This window comes from Dactylosporangium thailandense, assembly GCF_059739745.1.
Window position 1 is genome coordinate 9,891,853 of the sequence record NZ_AP029195.1, and the last position, 19,130, is coordinate 9,910,982.

Here is a 19,130-nt window from a genome sequence, read left to right on the forward strand (position 1 = left end):
TGCACTTTTCACCGAATCGTCGCTGGCCGCCACGACCTCCTGCGGCGCCGCGGAACTCTCATACAGGACATACATCCGCGAATATGGCGAATCGTCAGCGCGAGTCGCGTGTCGCGGCCGGGGACCTCGGAGTCACAGGCACCACATGGGTCTCACGAGCGCGGCCCCCATTCGGGTTCAACCGCGCCGCCAACTGAGATGACGCTCTCTGTCGAATCGCCACAAGGCACCCGCAGACGTCAATCTCGGCAAACGACGCGAACGACATCAGCGGCCGAGGCGGCGCCGGATCATCGAGGCGAACTGGTTGACCTCGGGCACCTTCAGGAACATGGCGCCGACGGCGTAGACGGCGAGCAGGACCGCGCTGCCGAGGATCAGCTGCACCACGCCCTGGGCCTTGCCGGGGTCGATGACCAGGCCGACCAGCCACGTCACGCCCAGGGCCAGCACGCCACCGGCCGCGGCGGCCACACCCAGCCGGATCAGCGTGTCCAGCAACTTGCGCAGGCCGAGCCGGCCGAGGCGCTTGCGGAGCAGGACGTAGCCGACGACGAGGGACGCGACGAAGGACAGCGCCGTGCCGACCATGAGCGAGGTCGTGACGACCGCGACCGGCAGGACGAAGTAGAAGCCCACGTCGAGGACCAGGCGCACCGCGACGCCGCCGATGTTGACCAGCGCCGGGGTCTTCGTGTCGCGCATCGCGTAGAAGACGCTCGTCTGCATCTGGCTCAGCGCGAACGGCACCAGGCCGAGGCCGGCCGCGGCGACCACCGACCCGGTGGCCAGCGACTGGTCGTAGCTGTAGCTGCCCCAGTTGAACAGCGTGACCGCGAGCGGGCGGCCGAGCACGAGGTACACGGCCCCGGCCGGGATCAGGATCACCGACGCCAGGCGGCTGGCCTGGGCGAGCTGCTCGGTGACGTCGGAGAACCGCCCGTCCGCGGCGGCGGCGGAGATGCGCGGCATGATCGCCGTGATGACCGAGACCGCGACGATGCCGTGGGCCATCATGAAGATCAGGAAGGCGTTGTTGAACACGGCGGGGCCCTCGCCGCCGCGGAGCTGGTTGTTCTTGGCCAGCGCCATGACGACGGTGATGCCCAGCTGGTACACCCCGACGTAGAGCAGCATCCAGGCGCCCAGCTTCGCCAGCTCGCGCAGGTGCAGCTTGCGGAAGTCGAAGCGCCACTTCCAGCGGAACCCGGTCTTGCGCATAGCGGGCCACAGCCCGGCCGCCTGCACGACGATCCCGAGCGTGGTGCCGATGCCGAGGACCAGCACCTGGGGCAGCGTGATCGTCTCCGGCGTCGGCAGCCCGCCGCCGCGCACGAGCATGAACACGCCGGCGGTGGCGATGATGACGACGTTGTTGAGGATCGGCGTCCACATCGGCGCCGCGAAGTGCCCGCGCACGTTGAGGATCGCGGCCGAGATGCCCGCGAGGCCGTAGAAGAAGATCTCGGGCAGCAACAGGTAGGCCAGCAGCGTGATCAGATCGCGGTCGCTGCTGGTGACTTTGTCGTTGCCGAGGGTATACATGGCGGTGATGAGCGGCGCGGCGACGACCACGATCAGCGTGGCGATGCCGAGCGCGACGACGGCGAGGGTGAGCAGGCGCTGGGCGTGCGCCTCGCCGCGGTCGGGGTCCTCCTTGCGGGCCCGCACCAGCGTGGGGATGAGCACGCTGGCCAGGACGCCGCCGAGCAGCAGCTCATACACCTGGTTGGGCAGGTTGTTGGCCAGCGTGTAGTCGTCGCCGACCACCGCGCCGCCGATGGCCGCCGCGATGGCCGCGGCCCGGATGAAGCCCGTGGCCCGGCTGACCAGACTCAGGATGGCCATCGTGCTGCTGTTACGTACTACCGTGCCGGTGCTGTCGTCGTCGGCCGCGGACGGCGGCGCGGACTCCTCCACGACCGGCGCGTCGGCGACCACCTGCGGCCGCGGGACGATCAGCGGCATCGCGACGGTCGGCGCGTTGGCGGGGTCGACGGGCAGGCCCGCGGGGCGGCGGCCGACCTCGAGCCGGACGGTCTGCCCAGGGTCGAGGGGGCCGGCCGGGGGCTGGAGCACCGGGGGCTGGAGCAGCTGCGTGGGTCCCGACAGGAACTCGCCCCCGCGATCCTCCGGAGCGAACGGCCTGGGCTCACCCGGCGGCATGTGCCCGGGCGGCGGCGTGGCGTGCGTGGGCGGCGGCGTGTGCCCTGGCGGCGGTGCGGCGTGCGCGGGGGTGGGGGTGGGCGGGATGACCGAAGTCGGCCCGGCCGGCGAGGCCTCGGCCCACGGGGACACCGGAGGCCGCTCGGAGGACCCCTGCGCGGGCGGCACGATCTGCGTCGGCTCGACGGGCGAGGCCTCGGCCCACGAAGGCGTCGGATGCGAGTTCTCGGCGGGTCCCGCGGGCGCGGCGGGCGTCCAGGCCGGTGACTCCGTAGCCCAGGCGGGCGGCTCCGAGGACGCGTGGGCGGGCGGCAAAATCTGCGTCGGACCAGCCGGCGCGGCCCACGAAGGCGGCCCGGAAGCGGGCGGCGCCGACGAAGGCGGCGCGGGCGGCACGATCTGCGTAGCGGCCGCGGCGCCCCGGTCGGCCCACGAGGGCGGCTCGGCGGCGGGACCGGCCCACGAGGGTGTCGCGGCGGGCGACGGCGGCCCAGAAGCGGGCGGCGCCGATGAGGGCGGCGCGGAAGACGGCGTGGGCGGCACGATCTGCGTAGCAGCGGCGGCGCCCCGGTCGGCCCACGACGGCGGCTCGGCGGCGGGACCGGCCCACAAAGGCGGCGCGGCGGGCGGCACGATCTGCGTCGGCTCGTCGGGCGCGCGATGCGCCCCCCGCCGCCGCGGCGGCTCGCCGATCGGGTCCGGCCAGCCGTCCTCGTCCACGGGCTGCGCGTCCGAGTCCGGTCGCGTCGACGCGGTCGGGTCATCGCTCCAGCGCCCGCGCTGTGCCGGGTCCTGCCCCGGATCCATTCGCCACATCCCAACTCGGCCGTACGTTCACGCTCGCAGCACCGACCATAGTGGCACCCCCCGACACTTCCGAGGGGCCGCCGATTATCAGGCGACCCGATGCACATCGGGCGGCTACCCTCGGTGCCTGCTTTCCCCGTCGCGATAGGCTGGCCGACCGATGCCCGAGACCACACGCGCCCTCAACGAGGCCCAGCGCCGCGCCGTGCACGAGCTGCTGCGCGTCTCCCCCGTCGCCGACGAACTCGGCCAACGCTTCGGCCGGGCCGGCAAGGAGTTGCACCTGGTCGGCGGCTCGGTGCGCGACGCGCTGCTCGGGCGCCTCGGCGACGACCTCGACTTCACCACCGACGCGCGGCCCGAGGAGACCCTGCGCATCATCGACGGCTGGGCCGAGTCGGTGTGGACCACCGGCCAGGAGTTCGGCACGATCGGCCTGGCCCGGCGGGGGCTGCGCATCGAGGTCACCACGTTCCGCGCGGACGCGTACGACCGCGTGAGCCGCAACCCGATCGTGCAATACGGCGACAACCTGAACGACGACCTGCGCCGGCGCGACTTCACCGTCAACGCGATGGCGGTCTCGGTGCCGGGCCACGAGTTCACCGACCCGTACGGCGGCCTGAACGACCTGGCCGACGGGGTCCTGCGCACCCCGGGCCGGCCGGAGGACTCGTTCGCCGACGACCCGCTGCGGATGCTGCGCGCGGCCCGGTTCGTGAGCAAGCTCGGCTTCGCCGTCGCGCCCGAGGTGCTGGCCGCGATCACCGAGATGGCGCCCGACCTGGCCCGGATCACGGCCGAGCGGGTGCGGGACGAGTTCGTGAAGCTCATGACCGGCCAGGACCCGGTCGCCGGGCTGCGACTGCTGGTCGACACCGGCCTCGCCGAGCAGTTCCTGCCGGAGCTGTCCGGGCTCAAGCTGGAGATCGACGAGCACGCCCAGCACAAGGACGTGTACGAGCACACGCTGATCGTCGTACGCAACGCGATCGGCCACGAGCGCAACGGCGCCGACTTCACCCTGCGCATGGCGGCGCTCATGCACGACATCGGCAAGCCGGCGACGAAGGCGGTCGGCCCGGACGGCGGCGTGAGCTTCCACCACCACGAGATCGTCGGCGCGCGGCTGACCAAGCAGCGGATGAAGGCGCTGAAGTTCCCGAAGGACGTGATCTCGGACGTCGCCGAGCTGGTCGCGCTGCACCTGCGCTTCTACGGCTACGGCCGCGGCGAGTGGACCGACTCGGCCGTGCGCCGCTACGTCACCGACGCCGGCCCGCTGCTCGACCGGCTGCACTCGCTCACGCGCTCGGACGTGACCACCCGCAACCGGCGCAAGGCGGCCCAGCTCGCGGCCGACTACGACGCGCTGGAGGAGCGGATCGCGCGCATCGCCGCCGAGGAGGACCTGGCCCGGGTCCGGCCCGACCTCGACGGCAACGCGATCATGGAGCTGCTCGGGGTGCCGCCCGGCCCGATCGTGGGCCGCGCCTGGCGTTACCTCAAGGAGCTGCGGCTCGAGCGCGGCCCCCTCGAGCACGAGGAGGCCATCACCGAGCTGCGCAAGTGGGCCGAGGCCGAGGGCGTCACGCCACCCGGATCTCGGTGATCTGCACGGCGAGCTTGGGCGGGCCGTCCGGTCCGCCCGTCGTGGTGCCGGCGGCGGCGATCCGGTCGAGCAGGTCCATCCCGCTGGTCACGGTGCCGAAGACGGTGTAGTCGGGCGGGATGTCGCTGTCCTTGTACACCACGAAGAACTGCGACCCGTTGGTTCCCGGCCCCGCATTGGCCATCGCGAGCGTGCCCCGCGGATACGGCGGCACGCTCGTGGGCAGGTTCTCCTCGCCGAACTGGTAGCCGGGGGTCCCGGTTCCGGTGCCGCTCGGATCGCCGCACTGCAGGACGTACAACCCATCCGTGGTGAGCCGGTGACACGGCGTGTCGCTGTAGAAGTCGTCGCGGGAGAGGTGCACGAAGGAGTTGACGGTGCAGGGCGCGCGGTCGGCGTACAGCTGGATGCCGACGGGTCCCAGGTTCGTCTGGATCGTCGCGGCCACCCGCCCGGTCAGCGTGGACTTGGGCGCGGGCGTGGCGATCAGGCGCGCGTCGCCCTCGCCGCGGTCGGCCGACGCGTAGCTGCACGGCACCCCGGCCGGGGCCTGGGTGCGGGCGCCGGTCGGCCCGACGGTGGCCCCGTCCGGCGGCGGGTTGCCCTCCGCGCCGGTGGTGATCGGGCCGCCGACCTGGGGCGCCGGTCCGCGGCCGGAGGCGATGGCCGAGACCGGGCCGCCGATGGACTCGGTCGACTCGCGGCCTGGCACCAGGGCGAGGTACGCCACGACCGCCACGACCGCGAGCGCCAGCACGGCCCCGCCGGCCAGCGGGACGAGCCGGCGCACCGGGGACGCGGGCGGCGGCGGCTCGGCGGGCGGGGCGACCGGCAGCGCCCTGGCCTCGGCACCCGCTCCGCCATCGGTGGGCGGCGGGAATTGGGGATCCTCTTTCGACCGCGGCGACGAGTGCCGCAGCGACTCGGGCCGGACCGCTCCGGGCACACCGGGAACGGGTGCGGGCGGCGGCAGCGGCTCGGCGAGCTCGGGCGGCCGGGGGTCGCCGGGCTCCGGTGGTGTTGACATTTCGTAATCTTACGACTACTGAAAGCAACAATCCGGGAGCCTGTTGCTTGAGATCGTCAACTTGTCGGAACCCCGACCACCGCAGCGTCGTGCATGTGGCGTTTCGGCCGCTTCTGCGTGTAGACCGGGTCCGCTACCGTCGCTAGCACGCAACCCCCCTGAACCTGGAGGCAGTCATGCAGCCGTGTCCAACCTGCGGCGGCATGGGCATTGATGCGAACGGCTACTGCACGCAGTGCCGCACCTATCGAGGCGTCCCGCAGGCGCCCCAGCAGCCGACGAGCGGCACGCCGTACAGCGGCGGACCGTACGGCGGACAGCAGCCCTATGCCGGATACCCCACCAGCTCCGGACCGCAATATTCGGCTCCACCCTCATATAACGACCCGATCTCCGCTCCGCCCACCGCCTACGGCGCGACCTACGGCGGCGGCGGCTCGTCGTCGTCGGGCGGCGGCCGGAACAAGTTCCTGATGCCCGTCCTGGCGTTGTCGGGCGTGCTGGTCATCCTGGTCGTGGCGATCGTGGTGGTCGCGGCCCTCAAGGGCGGCGGCGACGACAACAAGACCAACCCGCAGGCGAACAACACGACGGGCGGGCCGGCCGCGACCGGAACCGGCAAGGCGACCGAGAAGGCCGCGATCGACGAGTGCCTGGTCGGCACCTGGACCACCAAGACCTTCACCCAGCAGGTCCCGATGGACGGCGTCGGCAACGTGCCGATCACGCTGACCAAGAACGGCTCGACGATCAAGTTCGCCGCGGACGGGAAGGTGACCGAGACGTACAAGGACACCGTCCTCACCGGCAACCCGACCATCTCGGGCTCGCCGACCGCGATCACCCTGACGGTCAACGCGACGGTCACCGCGAACGTGTCGACCACGAGCGGGACCATCGCCTACCAGAACCTGCAGTCGACGGGCACCATCAACACGAAGGCGCCGTCGATGAACTACGACGAGACCGAGCCGTTCCAGACGGACGACAACCCGGCGAAGTACACGTGCAAGGGCAACGACCTGACGCTGAGCGGCTCGACGTTCACCAGCACCGCGACCAAGACGTCGTAGCGCTACTGATTCGCACGGCGTAGTGCCCCGCCGGGGCCGGCGATATCGTCGCCGACCCGGCGGGCCCAGCGGCCGCCCAGAGCCGCGTATCCCGCCGCGGCCAGCACGTAGCCGGCCGCCACGACACACAGCACCGGCACCGAGCGCCCGGTCTCGGGCAGCGTGAGCGCGCCCAGGTACATCCCGGCGACGAGCGTCAGGTTGAAGGTCGTGTCGTTGATGCTGAAAACGCGGCCACGGTACTCGTCCGCGCACTCGTGCTGCAGCGAGGTATCGGTCACGATCTTGATGCCCTGCGCGGCCAGGTTCGTCACGAACACGGCCCCGAGCAGCAGCACCGGGTCGAACGGCAGCCCGAAGCCCAGGATCGCGACCCCGGTGCCGGCCAGCACGATCACCACCCACCGCCAGCCGCCGATCCGGCGCGCGACCGGGGGCGTCGCGAACGAGGCGATGACCATGCCGACCCCGCCGGCCAGGAACGCGTTGGCGATGGTGCCGAACGAGCCGGTGACGTCGCCGCCGTGGTTGAACCCGGTGCGGAACAGCAGCAGGGAGGCGAGCAGGACGACGCCGTACAGCAAGCGGAACGTCGCCTGCGCGAGCACCAGATAGGCCGCACCGCGCTTGGCCGCCAGGTGCCGGATCCCGGCGACCGTGCCGCGGCTGGTCTCCACGAGCGCGGTCAGGATCGAGCCGCCCCGCCGGTCCGCCGCGTCCGGCCCGAGCTCGTCGGGGCCGAAGCTCGCCCGGCCGATGAGCGCGGAGACGAGATAGAAGGCCGCGGCGAGGGCGGCGACGAGCGCGTACCCGTGAAACGACGTGGCCAGCACGGTCTTGATGAGCGCGGCGCCCGCCCCGATGCCCAGCGAGTAGCACAGCGACCCCAGCGTGCCGGCGAACGAGTTCGCGGTGACCAGCGTCGAGTCCGACACCACGTGCGGGGTGGCCGCGGAGAGCCCGGCGAGGAAGAACCGGTTCAGCCCGATGACCACGAGGGCGAGCAGGAACGGCACCGGCGACTTCTCGCCGGTCCAGACGAACGCCGCGATCGGCAGCACCAGCAGCGCGCGCACGAGGTTGGCGACGACGACGATGGAGCGGCGCCGCCAGCGGTCCAGGAACACACCGACGTACGGGCCGACCAGCGAATACGGCAGCAGGAGGATCGCGAAGCCGGCCGCGATCGCCATGCCGCCGGCCCGCTGCTGCGGATTGAACAGCACACTGCCGGCCAGCGCGCCCTGGAACAGTCCGTCGCCGACCTGGGCGATCGCCCGCACCGCGGCCAGCCGGCGGAAGCCCCGCTGACGGAGCACGGCGCGCACGAAGTGTTTGGGCTGGCGGGGGGCGATGGTGCTGGCGAACACGGCAAAAGCCTACGGCGTACCGCAGCCGCGTGACCCCGCACGAACAGAGTGGGGCCCTCACCGAACGGTGAGGACCCCACTCCGAAAGGTCACGAGGCTACGACTTGGGCGCCTCGACGGCGGGACGGCCGTTCACCGGCTCGACGACGTCGTCGCCCGCCAGGCCGCCGAGCTTGCTCAGCAGCTTCTGCAGGTCGATGCCGGTCAGGTCGGTGCCGAGCTGGAGGCCCTGGGCGACGTTGTTCGCCACCGACTTGGTCAGCGACGAGGCGCCGTCGGTCGAGATCACCGTCATCCGGTCGATGTTGCCCATCGGGTCGCTGGCCGCCTTGACCACATCCGGCATCACGCGCACCAGCAGGTCGAGGATCGCGGCCTCGCCGTAGGTGGCGAACGCGTCGGCCTTGAGCTTCATGGCCTCGGCCTCGGCCTGGCCGCGGGCCAGGATGGCGGACGCCTCGGCCGCACCCTCGCGCTCGAGCGCCTCGGCGATGGCGACACGGCGCCGCTGCTCCGCCTCACCTTCCTTGGCACCTTCGATCGCGTTGGCCTCGGCCAGCGCGGCGCGGCGGGACCGCTCGCCCTCACCGGTGAGGCGGGCCTGCTCGGCGCTGGCCTGGGCGGCCGCGATGGTCGCCTGCCGCTGCGCCTCGGCCTTGAGGATCGCGGCGTTCTTGGCCGCCTCGGCCTCCTGCTCCACCCGGTAGCGCTCGGCGTCGGCGGGCTTGCGCACCTCGGTGTCGAGCTGGCGCTGCTTGAGCTCGGCGTTGCGCTCGGCCACCTTCTGCTGCTCGGCGAGGATGACCTGCTCCCGCTCGGCCTGGGCGAGCGGGCCGGCCGCGGCCGACTTCGCCTTGGCCGCGTCGATCTCGGCCTGGATGCCGGCCTGCTTGAGCGAGAGGTTCCGGTTGGCCTCGGCGATGGCCTCCTCCGAGCGCAGCCGCTCGGACTCGGCGGCCTGGCGGGCCTGCGCCTCGGCGATGGCCGCGTCGCGCAGCACCCGGGCGGCCTCGGGCCGGCCCAGGTCGGCGAGGTAGGAGCCCTCGGCGAAGATGTCCTGCAGCTGGAAGGTGTCCAGCACCAGGCCCTGGTTGGTCAGCGAGTGCTCGGCCTCCTCGGCGACCGCGCTGGCGAACGCCGTGCGGTCCCGGATGATCTCCTCGATGGTCAGCCGGCCGACGATCGAGCGGAGCGCACCGGCCAGGACCTCGCTGGTGAACAGGTCGATGCCCTGCTGCTGGTTGAGGAAGCGCTGCGCGGCGGCGCGGATGGCGTCCTCGGTGCCGCCGACCTTGACGATCGCGACGCCCTGCAGGTTGGCGCGGATGCCCTGCTTGCTCACCGCACCGGTGATCTCGACGTGGATGCGGCGGCTGGACAGGTCGAGCACCTGCAGCTTCTGCACGATCGGCACCACGAAGACCGAGGCGCCCATGACGACCTTCTGCCCCGACAGGTCGGTCGAGCGCGAGCCGTCGAGGCCCTGCACCGACTTGCCCTTGCGGCCGGTGATGATGAACGCCTCGTTGGAGCCGGCCACCTTGATGCGCGAGACGATGAAGACCACGATAAGCAAGATCAACAATATGCCGCCGCCGATGGCGACGAGCAGGACTGTGTCCATCCGCTCCTTCTTCCAGGGGGTATCTAGAGGGGGGTTTCTTCCACAATCACGCTGGTGGGGCTGGTCGCCTCCACCACGAAGACGCGGGCGCCGAGCGCGATGGGCCTCTCGGCGCGGGCGCTGACCTTCAGCGGCTGCCCACCGAGGGAGATGCGGACCTCACCGAAGCCGTTGCCGGTGATGGGGGTGACGACGACGCCCGTGGTCCCGATCATGTCGCGCTGGGTCGGGGTGGCGTCGGTGCGCATGTTGAGCGCGAGCCGGGACAGGCGCGTGGCGAGCCAGGCGGTCGGCACGGCGGCGACGACACCGCCGACGACCGGCATCAGCAGGCCGTTGCCGCCGGTGAGCGCCCCGACGGCGGCGCCGGCGAAGCCGAAGGCGCCGATGAACCCGGCGACGGCGGGGACCGAGAACGGCCCGTCCACATCGGGATGGCCGAAGTGGAAGAGGTCGCCGACGATGACGGAGAGGGCGAGCACGATCACACCTACGCCGCCGATAACCAGGAACGTCGTCTCCACCGTGCGCCTCCCCTCGCGAGACAACTGGAGGGTAACGCCACCGCGCCACTTTGAACGTCCGGCGAAAGGGGCAGAATTGGCGACGTGCGGTGGGTAGAGGTTCAGGCGCCGATCGATGCGCTGGGCGTGGCGGTCGACGAGACGGGCATCTGCCGGGTGCGGTTCGGCGGGCTGCCGTCGAATGCGACGGCGGCGGAGCCGGACGAGGTGCTCACGCGGGCGAGTGATGAACTCACGCGCTATTTCGCGGGCGAGGACATCACATTCACGGTGCCGTTGTCGGTGCGCGGGGGCTCGGAGTTCGAGCGTGCCGTCTGGCGGCAGCTCTACGCGATCCCGTACGCCGAGATGCGCACCTACGGCCAGATCGCGGCCGCGGTGGGCGAGCCGGACGCGGCCCGCGCCGTCGGCACCGCGTGCAACCGGAATCCGATTCCGGTCATCATTCCCTGCCACCGTGTCGTGGGCGCCGACGGCAAGCTGGTCGGCTTCGGCGGCGGGCTGTGGCGCAAGAAGATCATGCTGGAACTCGAGGCGAAGGTGCGCATCGAGCGCGAGTTCGGGCTCTTATGACAATCCCGTGACAAAAAAGGGCCGGCCCGAGTGGGCCGGCCCTTCCGAAGCGAAAATCAGCGCTCGACTTCGCCCTTGATGAAGTTCTCGACCGATTCGTGCGCGTCGTGGTCGTTGTACTGCACCGGCGGCGACTTCATGAAATAGCTCGACGCCGACAGGATCGGGCCGCCGATGCCACGGTCCTTGGCGATCTTCGCGGCCCGCAGCGCGTCGATGATGACGCCGGCCGAGTTCGGCGAGTCCCACACCTCGAGCTTGAGCTCGGCGTTGAGCGGGGTGTCGCCGAAGGACTTGCCCTCGAGGCGGATGTACGCCCACTTGCGGTCGTCGAGCCACGGCACGTGGTCGGACGGGCCGATGTGCACGTCGGACTTGGCCATCTCGTGCGGGATCTGGGACGTCACCGACTGGGTCTTCGAGATCTTCTTCGAGACCAGGCGGGTGCGCTCCAGCATGTTCATGAAGTCCATGTTGCCGCCGAAGTTGAGCTGGTACGTCCGCAGCAGCTCGACCCCGCGGTCCTCGAACAGCTTGGCGAGCGCGCGGTGCACGATGGTGGCCCCGACCTGGCTCTTGATGTCGTCGCCGACGATCGGCAGCCCGGCGTCGGTGAACTTCTGGGCCCACTCCGGGTTGGAGGCGATGAACACCGGCAGGGCGTTGACGAACGCGCAGCCCGCGTCGATCGCGGCCTGGGCGTAGAACTTCGCCGCCTGCTCGGAGCCGACCGGCAGGTAGCACACGACCACGTCGGCCCGGGCGTCGCGGAGCACCTGGGCGACGTCGACCGGCTGCTCGTCGGACTCGTCGATCATCTCGCGGTAGTACTGCCCGAGGCCGTCGTGGGTCGGGCCGCGCTGGACGGTCACGCCGGTCGGCGGCACGTCGCAGAACTGGATCGTGTTGTTCTCGCTCGCGCCGATGGCAGCGGCGAGGTCCTGGCCGACCTTCTTCGCGTCGACGTCGAACGCCGCCACGAACTCGACGTCGCCGACGTGGTAGTCGCCGAACTTGACGTGCATCAGACCCGGTACTCGGTCATTCGGGTCGGCGTTGCGGTAGTACTCCACGCCCTGGATCAGGGACGAGGCGCAGTTGCCGACACCGACGATGGCAACGCGGACGGAGCTCATCGCGGATGCCTCCTTCTTGTTGTTCACGATGACCGCTCCGGATCTTGGGCCGAAGGCGGCTGAGGGGTGGTGCCATTGCGCTCGTTCGCAATGAGCTCTTCGAGCCAGCGGACCTCGCGCTCGCACGCGTCCAGGCCGTGTCGCTGCAACTCGAGGGTGTAGGCGTCGAGCCGCTCGGCGGCCCGGCTGAGCACGTCGCGCATGCCCTCGCGGCGCTCTTCCACGCGCCGGCGGCGGCCCTCGAGGATCCGCAGCCGGGTGGCGGGGTCGGTGCGCGCGAAGAACGCGAAGTGCACCCCGAAACCGGCTTCGCTGTCGTAGGTCTCGGGTCCAGCGGCGCTGAGCAGCTCCTGGAAGCGCTCTTTGCCTTCCGCGGTGATCGTGTAGACCACGCGGCCCCGCTTGCTGGTGAGCAGGGGCACCTCGTCGGTGCCGGCCGGAGCGCCGGCCGGCGGAGCACCCTCGGTGATCCAGCCGTCCGACTGCAGCCGGCGCAGTGTCGGATACAGCGAGCCGTAGCTGATCGCGAACCGGAACGCCCCCAGCTTGGTCGTCAACTGCTTGCGCAGCTCGTATCCATGCATCGGGGACTCGTGCAGAAGGCCCAGGATCGCCAACTCGAGCACTCCCGGCCTCCTTCCGGTAACCGGCCCGATGTATCGGACCGATACATCGAACGGTAGGTCGGGATCCCACGGGATGCAACAAAAGCGACCAAGTGCGCTGCGCCACACCGCCGGTCGTCTATCGGACGGTTACCGATCGTGACGGGAGTCGCAGTGCGGCGCGTGACCGCGTACCCTCGGGCGCATGCGTACCCAGCGTCAGGTTGTCGACTTCTCTCTGAGAAGACGCGCCCTGCTGCGTGAGGTGCAATCCGGACGCGTCGGCACCTATGAGGTGTGCGACGCGTCGCCATACCTGAAGAGCGCTGCGAAATTCCACGGCGAACCGACGGAGGAGCTCTGCCCCGTCTGCCGCCGCGAGAACCTCACCCTGGTGCACTACATCTACGGGGATGAGTTGCGGCAGTCCTCGGGGCAGGCGCGCCGGCTCGCCGAGCTGCCGATCCTCGCGATGACGCTGAGTGAGTTTCATGTCTACGTCGTGGAGGTCTGCCGCGCCTGCGGCTGGAACCACCTCGTCGAGCAATACCTGCTGGGCCGTGACGGACTCGCGACCGAGGGCGGCGACCCGCCCTCGCGGATACGAGGAGGCGCGGCGGAGTGAACCTGTTGCGCGTGACAAAGCGTTGTCACGAGGACGGGCCGATGCTCGCTGACTTTCCTGGTGCGGCCCGCGATGCGCGGCAACGGGGCCGTGCCGCGACAGCCGCGTCCCGAGTGGCGCAGCTCACAGACACGACGGCGACGCATCACGCGCCGACGATGCAACCGGCAAGGTGGGACGAATGAACTACGGTGACCCGAGCAACCCCCAATCGGGCCGCGCGCAGGTTCCCGGGATCCAGCCGGAACCCCCCTCTCCCAACCCATCCGCCCCGCCCGCCGGCCGGGCGCAGGTCGGGCGCGCGAGCGTCGGCGGTGGCGGTGCCACCGGTTCGGCGAGCGTCGGCTCGGCCCGGGTCGGCGGTTCGGCAGGCGTGGGGTCGGCGCGGGTCTCGCCACCCGAGGGACCCACAGGTCGCGCATCCGTGACGGGCTCGGCGAGCGTCGGCTCCGCGCGGGTCGGCGGTTCGGCGAGCGTCGGGTCGGCGCGGGTCTCGCCACCCGAGGGACCGACGGGCCGCGCCTCGGTGGGCTCGGCCTCGGTGCCGGGCGCCGCGGGCCGTGCGACCGTGGGCCGCGCCGTCGTCGGCTCCGCCGCGGTCGGCGCACCGCTCGGCGACGTGATGGACGGTCCCGGTGGTCCCGGCGGTCCGGGTGACCTTCCCCCGGGCCGGGGTGGCAGCGGCGGCAAAGACGGCCGCAGCGTCTCCGCCAAGGCCAAGAAGCGCCGCCGGCGCAACATCCTCATCGCCTCGATCGCCGCGTTCATCATGATCGCCGGCATCGGCATGGTCGCCGGGACGTACTACTTCGACAAGGTCGCGCTGCCCGACGACATCGCGCTGGACCAGTCGACGACGATCTACTACTCCGACGGCCAGACCCCGATGGCTCGCATCGGTGAGAACCGCACGGTCCTGGCGTTCAAGGACATCCCGACCGACATGCAGCACGCGGTCGTGGCCGCCGAGGACAACAGCTTCTACACGAACGACGGCGTCGACTACAAGGGCGTCGTCCGGGCGGCGTGGAACAACATCTCCGGTGGTGACCGGCAGGGTGCCTCGACGATCAGCCAGCAGTACGCCCGCCGCTGGGCCGATCTCGAGGGCGTCACCTACGCGCGCAAGCTCCGCGAGGCCGTCATCGCGCTGAAGCTCAACCAGCAGTACAGCAAAGACGAGATCATGACGATGTACCTCAACGTCGTCTACTTCGGCCGCGGCGCCTACGGCGTCGAGGCGGCCGCCCAGGCCTACTTCGGCAAGCCCGCGAAGGACCTGAAGACGAACGAGGCCATGCTCCTGGCGGGGCTGATCAAGAACCCCGAGGGCAACAGCGGCAAGGGATCGCCGTTCGACCCCAACATCGACAAGACGCAGGCCCAGGAGCGGTTCAACTACATCAAGGGCCAGATGATCAAGTTGAACTTCGTCCCGCAGGCCGAGGCGGACACGCGGATGAAGTTCCCGGACAACGTCATCACCCCGGCCGACGCCCGTAAGCGCTCGGTGGCCGCGCAGAACCTCGACAAGCCCGAGGGCCTGATCATCCACCATGTGCTCGGCGAGGTCGCGGCGCTGACCGACCCGCGCACCGGCCAGCTGATCTACGAGGACACCGACGCCGAAGGCAAGAAGAACTTCGACAAGATCCGCAACGGCGGCCTGAAGATCGTGACCACGATCGACAAGGACATCCAGCCGATCGCGGTGCGCGAGGCCAGCCGCAACAAAGACTCGAACATGAACAAGCAGCCCGAGAACCTGCAGGCCGCGCTCGTCGCGGTCGAGCCGGGGACCGGGGCGGTGAAGGGGTATTACGGCGGCGACAGCGGCAACGGGGGCGACTTCGCCGGCTACTACAACGACCCGGTGCTCGGCAACGGCGAGGACAGCTGCTGCGGCGGCCACCCGCCGGGCTCGACGTTCAAGGTCTACACGCTGGCGACGGGCCTGATGGCCGGCTACCGCATCGACTCGATGTGGGACGGCAACTCCCCCGGTGACTTCCCGGCGTCCGGCCGGTCGATCAAGGGCGGCAACCCGGTCAAGAACGCCGGCGAGAACCCGGTCTCCCACCCGAAGTGCGAGTCGGGCTCGAGCAGCTGGTGCACCCTCGAAGAGGTCACCGTGATGTCGCTGAACGTGCCGTTCTTCGCGCTCGCTGAGAAGGTCGGCGCGGACAAGGTCATCGACACCGCCCGAGCGGCCGGCATCACCGACATGTGGGCCACCGTCAACGGCAAGTCGACCAAGATCGACATGACCACCAAGACCGGCAAGGAGCTGGTCCCGGGCACCTTCAACACCGAGGTCGCGTTCGGGCAGTATCCGGTCACGGTCCTCGAGCACGCCGGCGGCATCGCGACCATCGCCGCCCGCGGCTACGCGGCCAAGACGCACTTCCTCAAGGAGGTGTGGACCGACGGGAAGAAGACCTACAACGAGGTCATCAACCCCAAGCGGATCCCGGGCTTCACCGACGGCATGTCCGACGACATCAACACGGTGCTGCAGGGCGTGCCGAAGCACTACAACCTCAAGATGAAGGACGGCCGCCAGATCGCCGGCAAGACGGGCACCTGGCAGTACGGCCAGAACCAGAGCGGCAACGCGCACGCCTGGATGGTCGGCTACGCCGCCTACGACCCGGTGAAGAAGACTCCCGACCTCGCGGTCGCGGTCTGGGTCGGCAACAAGAAGGACGAGCAGCCGATCAAGGACTCGAAGGGCACGTCGATCATCGGTGGTTCGCTGCCGGGTCCGATCTGGCGCGACTTCCTCAACGACGCGCTGACCGCGATCAAGGCGCCCAAGGTCAACTTCCGGCCGCCGGCCAACACGGGCCGCCTGGACGTGGGCACGGGCATCTCGCCGCAGCCGAGCGCGCCGGTGATCGACCCGAACAACCCGGGCGGCGGCAACCCCGGCCAGGGCAACACCGAGAACCCGGGCGGCGGCAACCCCGGCCAGGGCAACAGCCAGGGCCCGGGCGGTAACGGCGGTGGCAACGGTGGCGGCACGGTGCCGACCACCACGGCCACCCGAAGACGCTGACATCAGCAGGGTCTGATGTGTGCGGCCACGGCCACGGCGGTATGTTCGCCGAGACCGTGGCCGCATTCTGTTGGGGGTTTGGGTTGGACTCGGGCAGGCGCAAGAGCGTGGTCCGATGGGTCCTGCTGGGCCTGTTCGTCGCGCTGGTCGTGTATGGGCACATCTGGTACCGCAACCGCCACGACTGGTTCGACCTCGGCATCTACCGCCAGGCCGTGAACTGGTGGCTCGACGGTCACAACCTCTACGACTACGTCAAGCCCGACGACACCCAGGGCCAGCTCGGCTTCACGTATCCCCCGTTCGGCGCGCTCGTCCTGGTGCCGTTCGCGGTGCTGCCGTGGACCGGTGCCGTGATCCTCTACAGCGTCGTCACGGTCGCGGCGACCCTCGTGACGACCTGGTGGCTGCTGACCCCCGAGGCCCGGCGCAAGGGCTGGGAGCTGCCGTTCGCGCTCGTCCTCGCGCTCGCCGTGATCAGCGCGCTCGAGCCGATCCGTGAGAATTACACGTTCGGCCAGATCAACATGGTGCTCGTGCTGCTGGTCCTGGCCGACCTGCTGGTGCTGGTGCCGCGCGGGAGCCGGTGGGCGGGCGTGCTCATCGGCCTGGCCGCCGCGATCAAGCTGACCCCGGCCATCTTCATCGTGTACCTGCTGCTCAGCCGCCGGTACCGGGCCGCGATCACGGCGGCCGTGAGCGCTGCGGCCGCGAGCCTGCTGGCGTTCGCCGTCATGCCCCGGGGCTCGATCGACTTCTGGACGGACGCGTTGTGGAAGGGCGAGGGGCTCGGCAACGCGGCGTACACCTTCAACCAGTCCTTCTATGGCATGCTCGCCCGGCTCTCCGCGCCCGGGGACCCGAACCGCCTGGTCTGGGCGGTCCTCGTGCTGGCGGCGCTCGGGTTCGGGCTGTGGCGGGCGCGCCGGGCCGCGCTGGCCGGCGACGAGGTGGTCGGCCTGACCCTCACCGGGATCGTGGGCTGCCTGGTCAGCCCGATCACCTGGGTGCACCACATCTACTGGTTCGTCCCGGCGCTGATCGTGCTGGCCGCGACCCGCCGGCGCGCGTGGTTCGCCGTGGTCATCGCGCTCACCGTCGGCCTCGGCCTGGTCTCCTGGTTCGAGCAGGGGCTGCCGGTGGACCCCTGGAGCCATGGTCTTCAGGGATTCATCATCAAGAATTGGTACCTGCTCCTGATGGTCGCGTTGCTCTTCGCCCTGCCGATTCGGAAGGATTCCCGCGTCGAGCCGGGCCTTGCATCGACTTCCGAGCCCGCGACGGTACGGTGACAAACATGCCGATGAGTACGGGTCAGCCAAACGTGCGCCCCGAACGTCTAGTCGACGAGCCCGCCAGCTCCGACCGCTTCGTCGGTGGCCTGTCCGAGGCGATCGGCGGCCCGATGGGCAACCACGCCGTCCGGTCCTGGAACCGGCTGTCCGCCGGCGGCCGCTTCTGGACCCCCGCGCGCGTGGTCCTGCTGCTTATCTGCGCCATGCTGAGCTTCCACTGGATGCAGAAGTCCCCGTGCCGCGACGCGGCGTGGACGGACATGAAGCAGTACAAGTACTTCTGCTACACCGACGTCCTCGCGCTCTACTACGCCGAGGGCCTCAACGAGGGCCAGGTCCCCTACGCCGACCACCAGGTCGAGTACCCGGTGCTGACCGGCGCCTTCATGGGCGTCCTCGGCCTGCCGGTGCACGACCTGCACCAGCGCGGCATCGTGCAGAACGACGGCCAGACGTTCTACGACGTCAACGCGGTCGTGCTCGGCGCCTTCGGGATCGCGGCGGTCGCGGCCACCCTGGCCGTGCGCCGCCGACGGCCGTGGGACGCGGCGCTGCTGGCCGCGGCGCCCGCGATGTTCGTGTCCGCGACCGTCAACTGGGACCTGTTCACCGTCGGGCTCACCGCCATAGCCCTCGCCTACTGGGCCAAACGAAAACCGGTCCTGGCCGGCGTGTTCCTAGGCCTGGCGACCGCGGCGAAGCTCTATCCCGTCCTCATCCTCGGCGCGCTGCTGGTGCTGAGCATACGAACGGGCAAGTGGAAGGACTTCTTCATAGCCGTCGGCTCGGGCGTGGTCACCTGGCTCGTGGTGAACCTGCCGGTGGCGATCTTCTTCTACGACGCCTGGTCCAAGTTCTGGCAGTTCAACCAGTTGCGCGGGATCGACTGGGGCACGCTGTGGTACATCGGCGCGCACTTCCCGCGGGGTAATGGGCAGTACGGATTCCCGTTCTTCCAGAACCTCGACCTGGACCCCGAGCACGCGACGCTCAACATCCTCTACCTCGGCCTGTTCCTGATCGCCTGCGCCGGCATCCTCATCCTCGGGCTCACGTCCGCGAAGGAGCCGCGCCTGGCTCAGCTCGCGTTCCTGATCGTGGCCGCGTTCCTGATCACGGGGAAGGTCTGGTCGCAGCAGTACGTCCTGTGGCTGATCCCGCTCGCCGTGCTCGCCCGGCCTCGATGGGGAGCCTTCCTCGCCTGGCAGGTGGCGGAGGTGCTCTACTTCGTCTCCTTCTACGGGGAGCTCATGGGGGCCTCCGGGCGCCAGGTGTTCCCGGAGGGCGTGTTCGTGCTCGCCTCGATCCTGCGGCTGGTGACGCTCGCGATCGTGTGCGGGTACGTCATCCGCGACATCCGCAAGCCGGAGGAGGACGTGGTTCGCCGGACGTACGAGGGCGAGGACCCCGACGGCGGCAGCTACAACGAGGATCCGCTCGACGACGAGCTGCCACGGGCATCGGGCGGGCCGGTGCTCGCGAAGTCCGGGTAGCCCTGGTTCCGACCTGGTTTCCGTTTCACGTGAATCCATGATCGGCCCGGCTCGATGCCTAACCCGCGTCGAGCCGGGCCGCTCTTGTGTTTCGGCCGGACTCGCGGGCGATAAGTCGGGCGCTCCGCGCCGCGACTTATCG

Annotated in this window: 14 protein-coding genes; 7 read left to right on the top strand and 7 right to left on the bottom strand. The window is 70.3% G+C overall.

The annotated features are described in order from the left end of the window. Nucleotides 1-267: 267 nt before the first annotated feature. Entirely contained in the window at nt 268-2,973 is a 2,706-nt protein-coding gene (gene murJ, locus AC6JBM_RS43990) for a murein biosynthesis integral membrane protein MurJ (protein WP_497979645.1), read from the bottom strand. Between the two features lie 160 nt (nt 2,974-3,133). On the opposite strand from murJ, the gene AC6JBM_RS43995 reads away from it, so the two are divergent. Next, complete coding sequence (locus AC6JBM_RS43995) at nt 3,134-4,585, top strand: CCA tRNA nucleotidyltransferase (protein ID WP_497979646.1); 1,452 nt, start codon at nt 3,134-3,136, stop codon at nt 4,583-4,585. Here AC6JBM_RS43995 and AC6JBM_RS44000 read toward each other — a convergent pair. Next, complete coding sequence (locus AC6JBM_RS44000) at nt 4,563-5,612, bottom strand: peptidylprolyl isomerase (RefSeq protein ID WP_497979647.1); 1,050 nt, start codon at nt 5,610-5,612, stop codon at nt 4,563-4,565. The genes AC6JBM_RS43995 and AC6JBM_RS44000 overlap by 23 nt on opposite strands. 203 nt (nt 5,613-5,815) lie before the next feature. Between AC6JBM_RS44000 and AC6JBM_RS44005 the strand changes: the two genes are divergently transcribed. Continuing rightward, entirely contained in the window at nt 5,816-6,685 is an 870-nt protein-coding gene (locus AC6JBM_RS44005; protein ID WP_497979648.1) for a hypothetical protein, read from the top strand. A gap of 2 nt (nt 6,686-6,687) precedes the next feature. Here the strand turns inward: AC6JBM_RS44005 and AC6JBM_RS44010 are convergent, their stop codons facing one another. The 3 genes from AC6JBM_RS44010 to AC6JBM_RS44020 all read right to left on the bottom strand — a co-directional run bounded on the left by AC6JBM_RS44010 (nt 6,688) and on the right by AC6JBM_RS44020 (nt 10,203). Beyond that, nucleotides 6,688-8,055 (bottom strand): MFS transporter, encoded by a 1,368-nt coding sequence (locus tag AC6JBM_RS44010; protein ID WP_497979649.1) that lies wholly within the window; start codon nt 8,053-8,055, stop codon nt 6,688-6,690. Nucleotides 8,056-8,152: 97 nt separating this feature from the next. Beyond that, complete coding sequence (locus AC6JBM_RS44015; RefSeq protein WP_497979650.1) at nt 8,153-9,679, bottom strand: flotillin family protein; 1,527 nt, start codon at nt 9,677-9,679, stop codon at nt 8,153-8,155. Nucleotides 9,680-9,702: 23 nt separating this feature from the next. Next, the gene (locus tag AC6JBM_RS44020) at nt 9,703-10,203 is read right to left on the bottom strand and encodes an NfeD C-terminal domain-containing protein (protein ID WP_497979651.1); all 501 of its coding nucleotides are present in this window, start codon (nt 10,201-10,203) and stop codon (nt 9,703-9,705) included. An 84-nt stretch (nt 10,204-10,287) separates the two neighbouring features. Here AC6JBM_RS44020 and AC6JBM_RS44025 point away from each other — a divergent pair, with 84 nt between their 5' ends. After that, nucleotides 10,288-10,776 (top strand): methylated-DNA--[protein]-cysteine S-methyltransferase, encoded by a 489-nt coding sequence (locus tag AC6JBM_RS44025; RefSeq protein ID WP_350614023.1) that lies wholly within the window; start codon nt 10,288-10,290, stop codon nt 10,774-10,776. Nucleotides 10,777-10,832: 56 nt separating this feature from the next. On the opposite strand, the gene AC6JBM_RS44030 is transcribed toward AC6JBM_RS44025, so the two are convergent. Then, on the bottom strand, nt 10,833-11,912 hold the full coding sequence (locus AC6JBM_RS44030; RefSeq protein WP_497979652.1) for an inositol-3-phosphate synthase: 1,080 nt from the start codon (nt 11,910-11,912) through the stop codon (nt 10,833-10,835). Between the two features lie 23 nt (nt 11,913-11,935). Continuing rightward, nucleotides 11,936-12,538 carry a PadR family transcriptional regulator gene (locus AC6JBM_RS44035; protein WP_497979653.1) on the bottom strand — a complete coding sequence of 201 codons (603 nt, stop codon included), beginning with the start codon at nt 12,536-12,538 and terminating at the stop codon, nt 11,936-11,938. 184 nt (nt 12,539-12,722) lie between these two features. On the opposite strand from AC6JBM_RS44035, the gene AC6JBM_RS44040 reads away from it, so the two are divergent. From AC6JBM_RS44040 to AC6JBM_RS44055, 4 genes are all read left to right on the top strand, one after another. Continuing rightward, on the top strand, nt 12,723-13,142 hold the full coding sequence (locus AC6JBM_RS44040; RefSeq protein WP_433081842.1) for a DUF5318 domain-containing protein: 420 nt from the start codon (nt 12,723-12,725) through the stop codon (nt 13,140-13,142). 424 nt (nt 13,143-13,566) lie between these two features. Continuing rightward, on the top strand, nt 13,567-16,200 hold the full coding sequence (locus AC6JBM_RS44045) for a transglycosylase domain-containing protein (protein ID WP_497979654.1): 2,634 nt from the start codon (nt 13,567-13,569) through the stop codon (nt 16,198-16,200). A 107-nt stretch (nt 16,201-16,307) separates the two neighbouring features. Next, nucleotides 16,308-17,492 carry a glycosyltransferase 87 family protein gene (locus AC6JBM_RS44050; protein WP_497979655.1) on the top strand — a complete coding sequence of 395 codons (1,185 nt, stop codon included), beginning with the start codon at nt 16,308-16,310 and terminating at the stop codon, nt 17,490-17,492. Between the two features lie 5 nt (nt 17,493-17,497). Continuing rightward, nucleotides 17,498-18,988 (top strand): glycosyltransferase family 87 protein, encoded by a 1,491-nt coding sequence (locus AC6JBM_RS44055; protein ID WP_497979656.1) that lies wholly within the window; start codon nt 17,498-17,500, stop codon nt 18,986-18,988. The last annotated feature ends 142 nt before the right edge of the window (nt 18,989-19,130 follow it).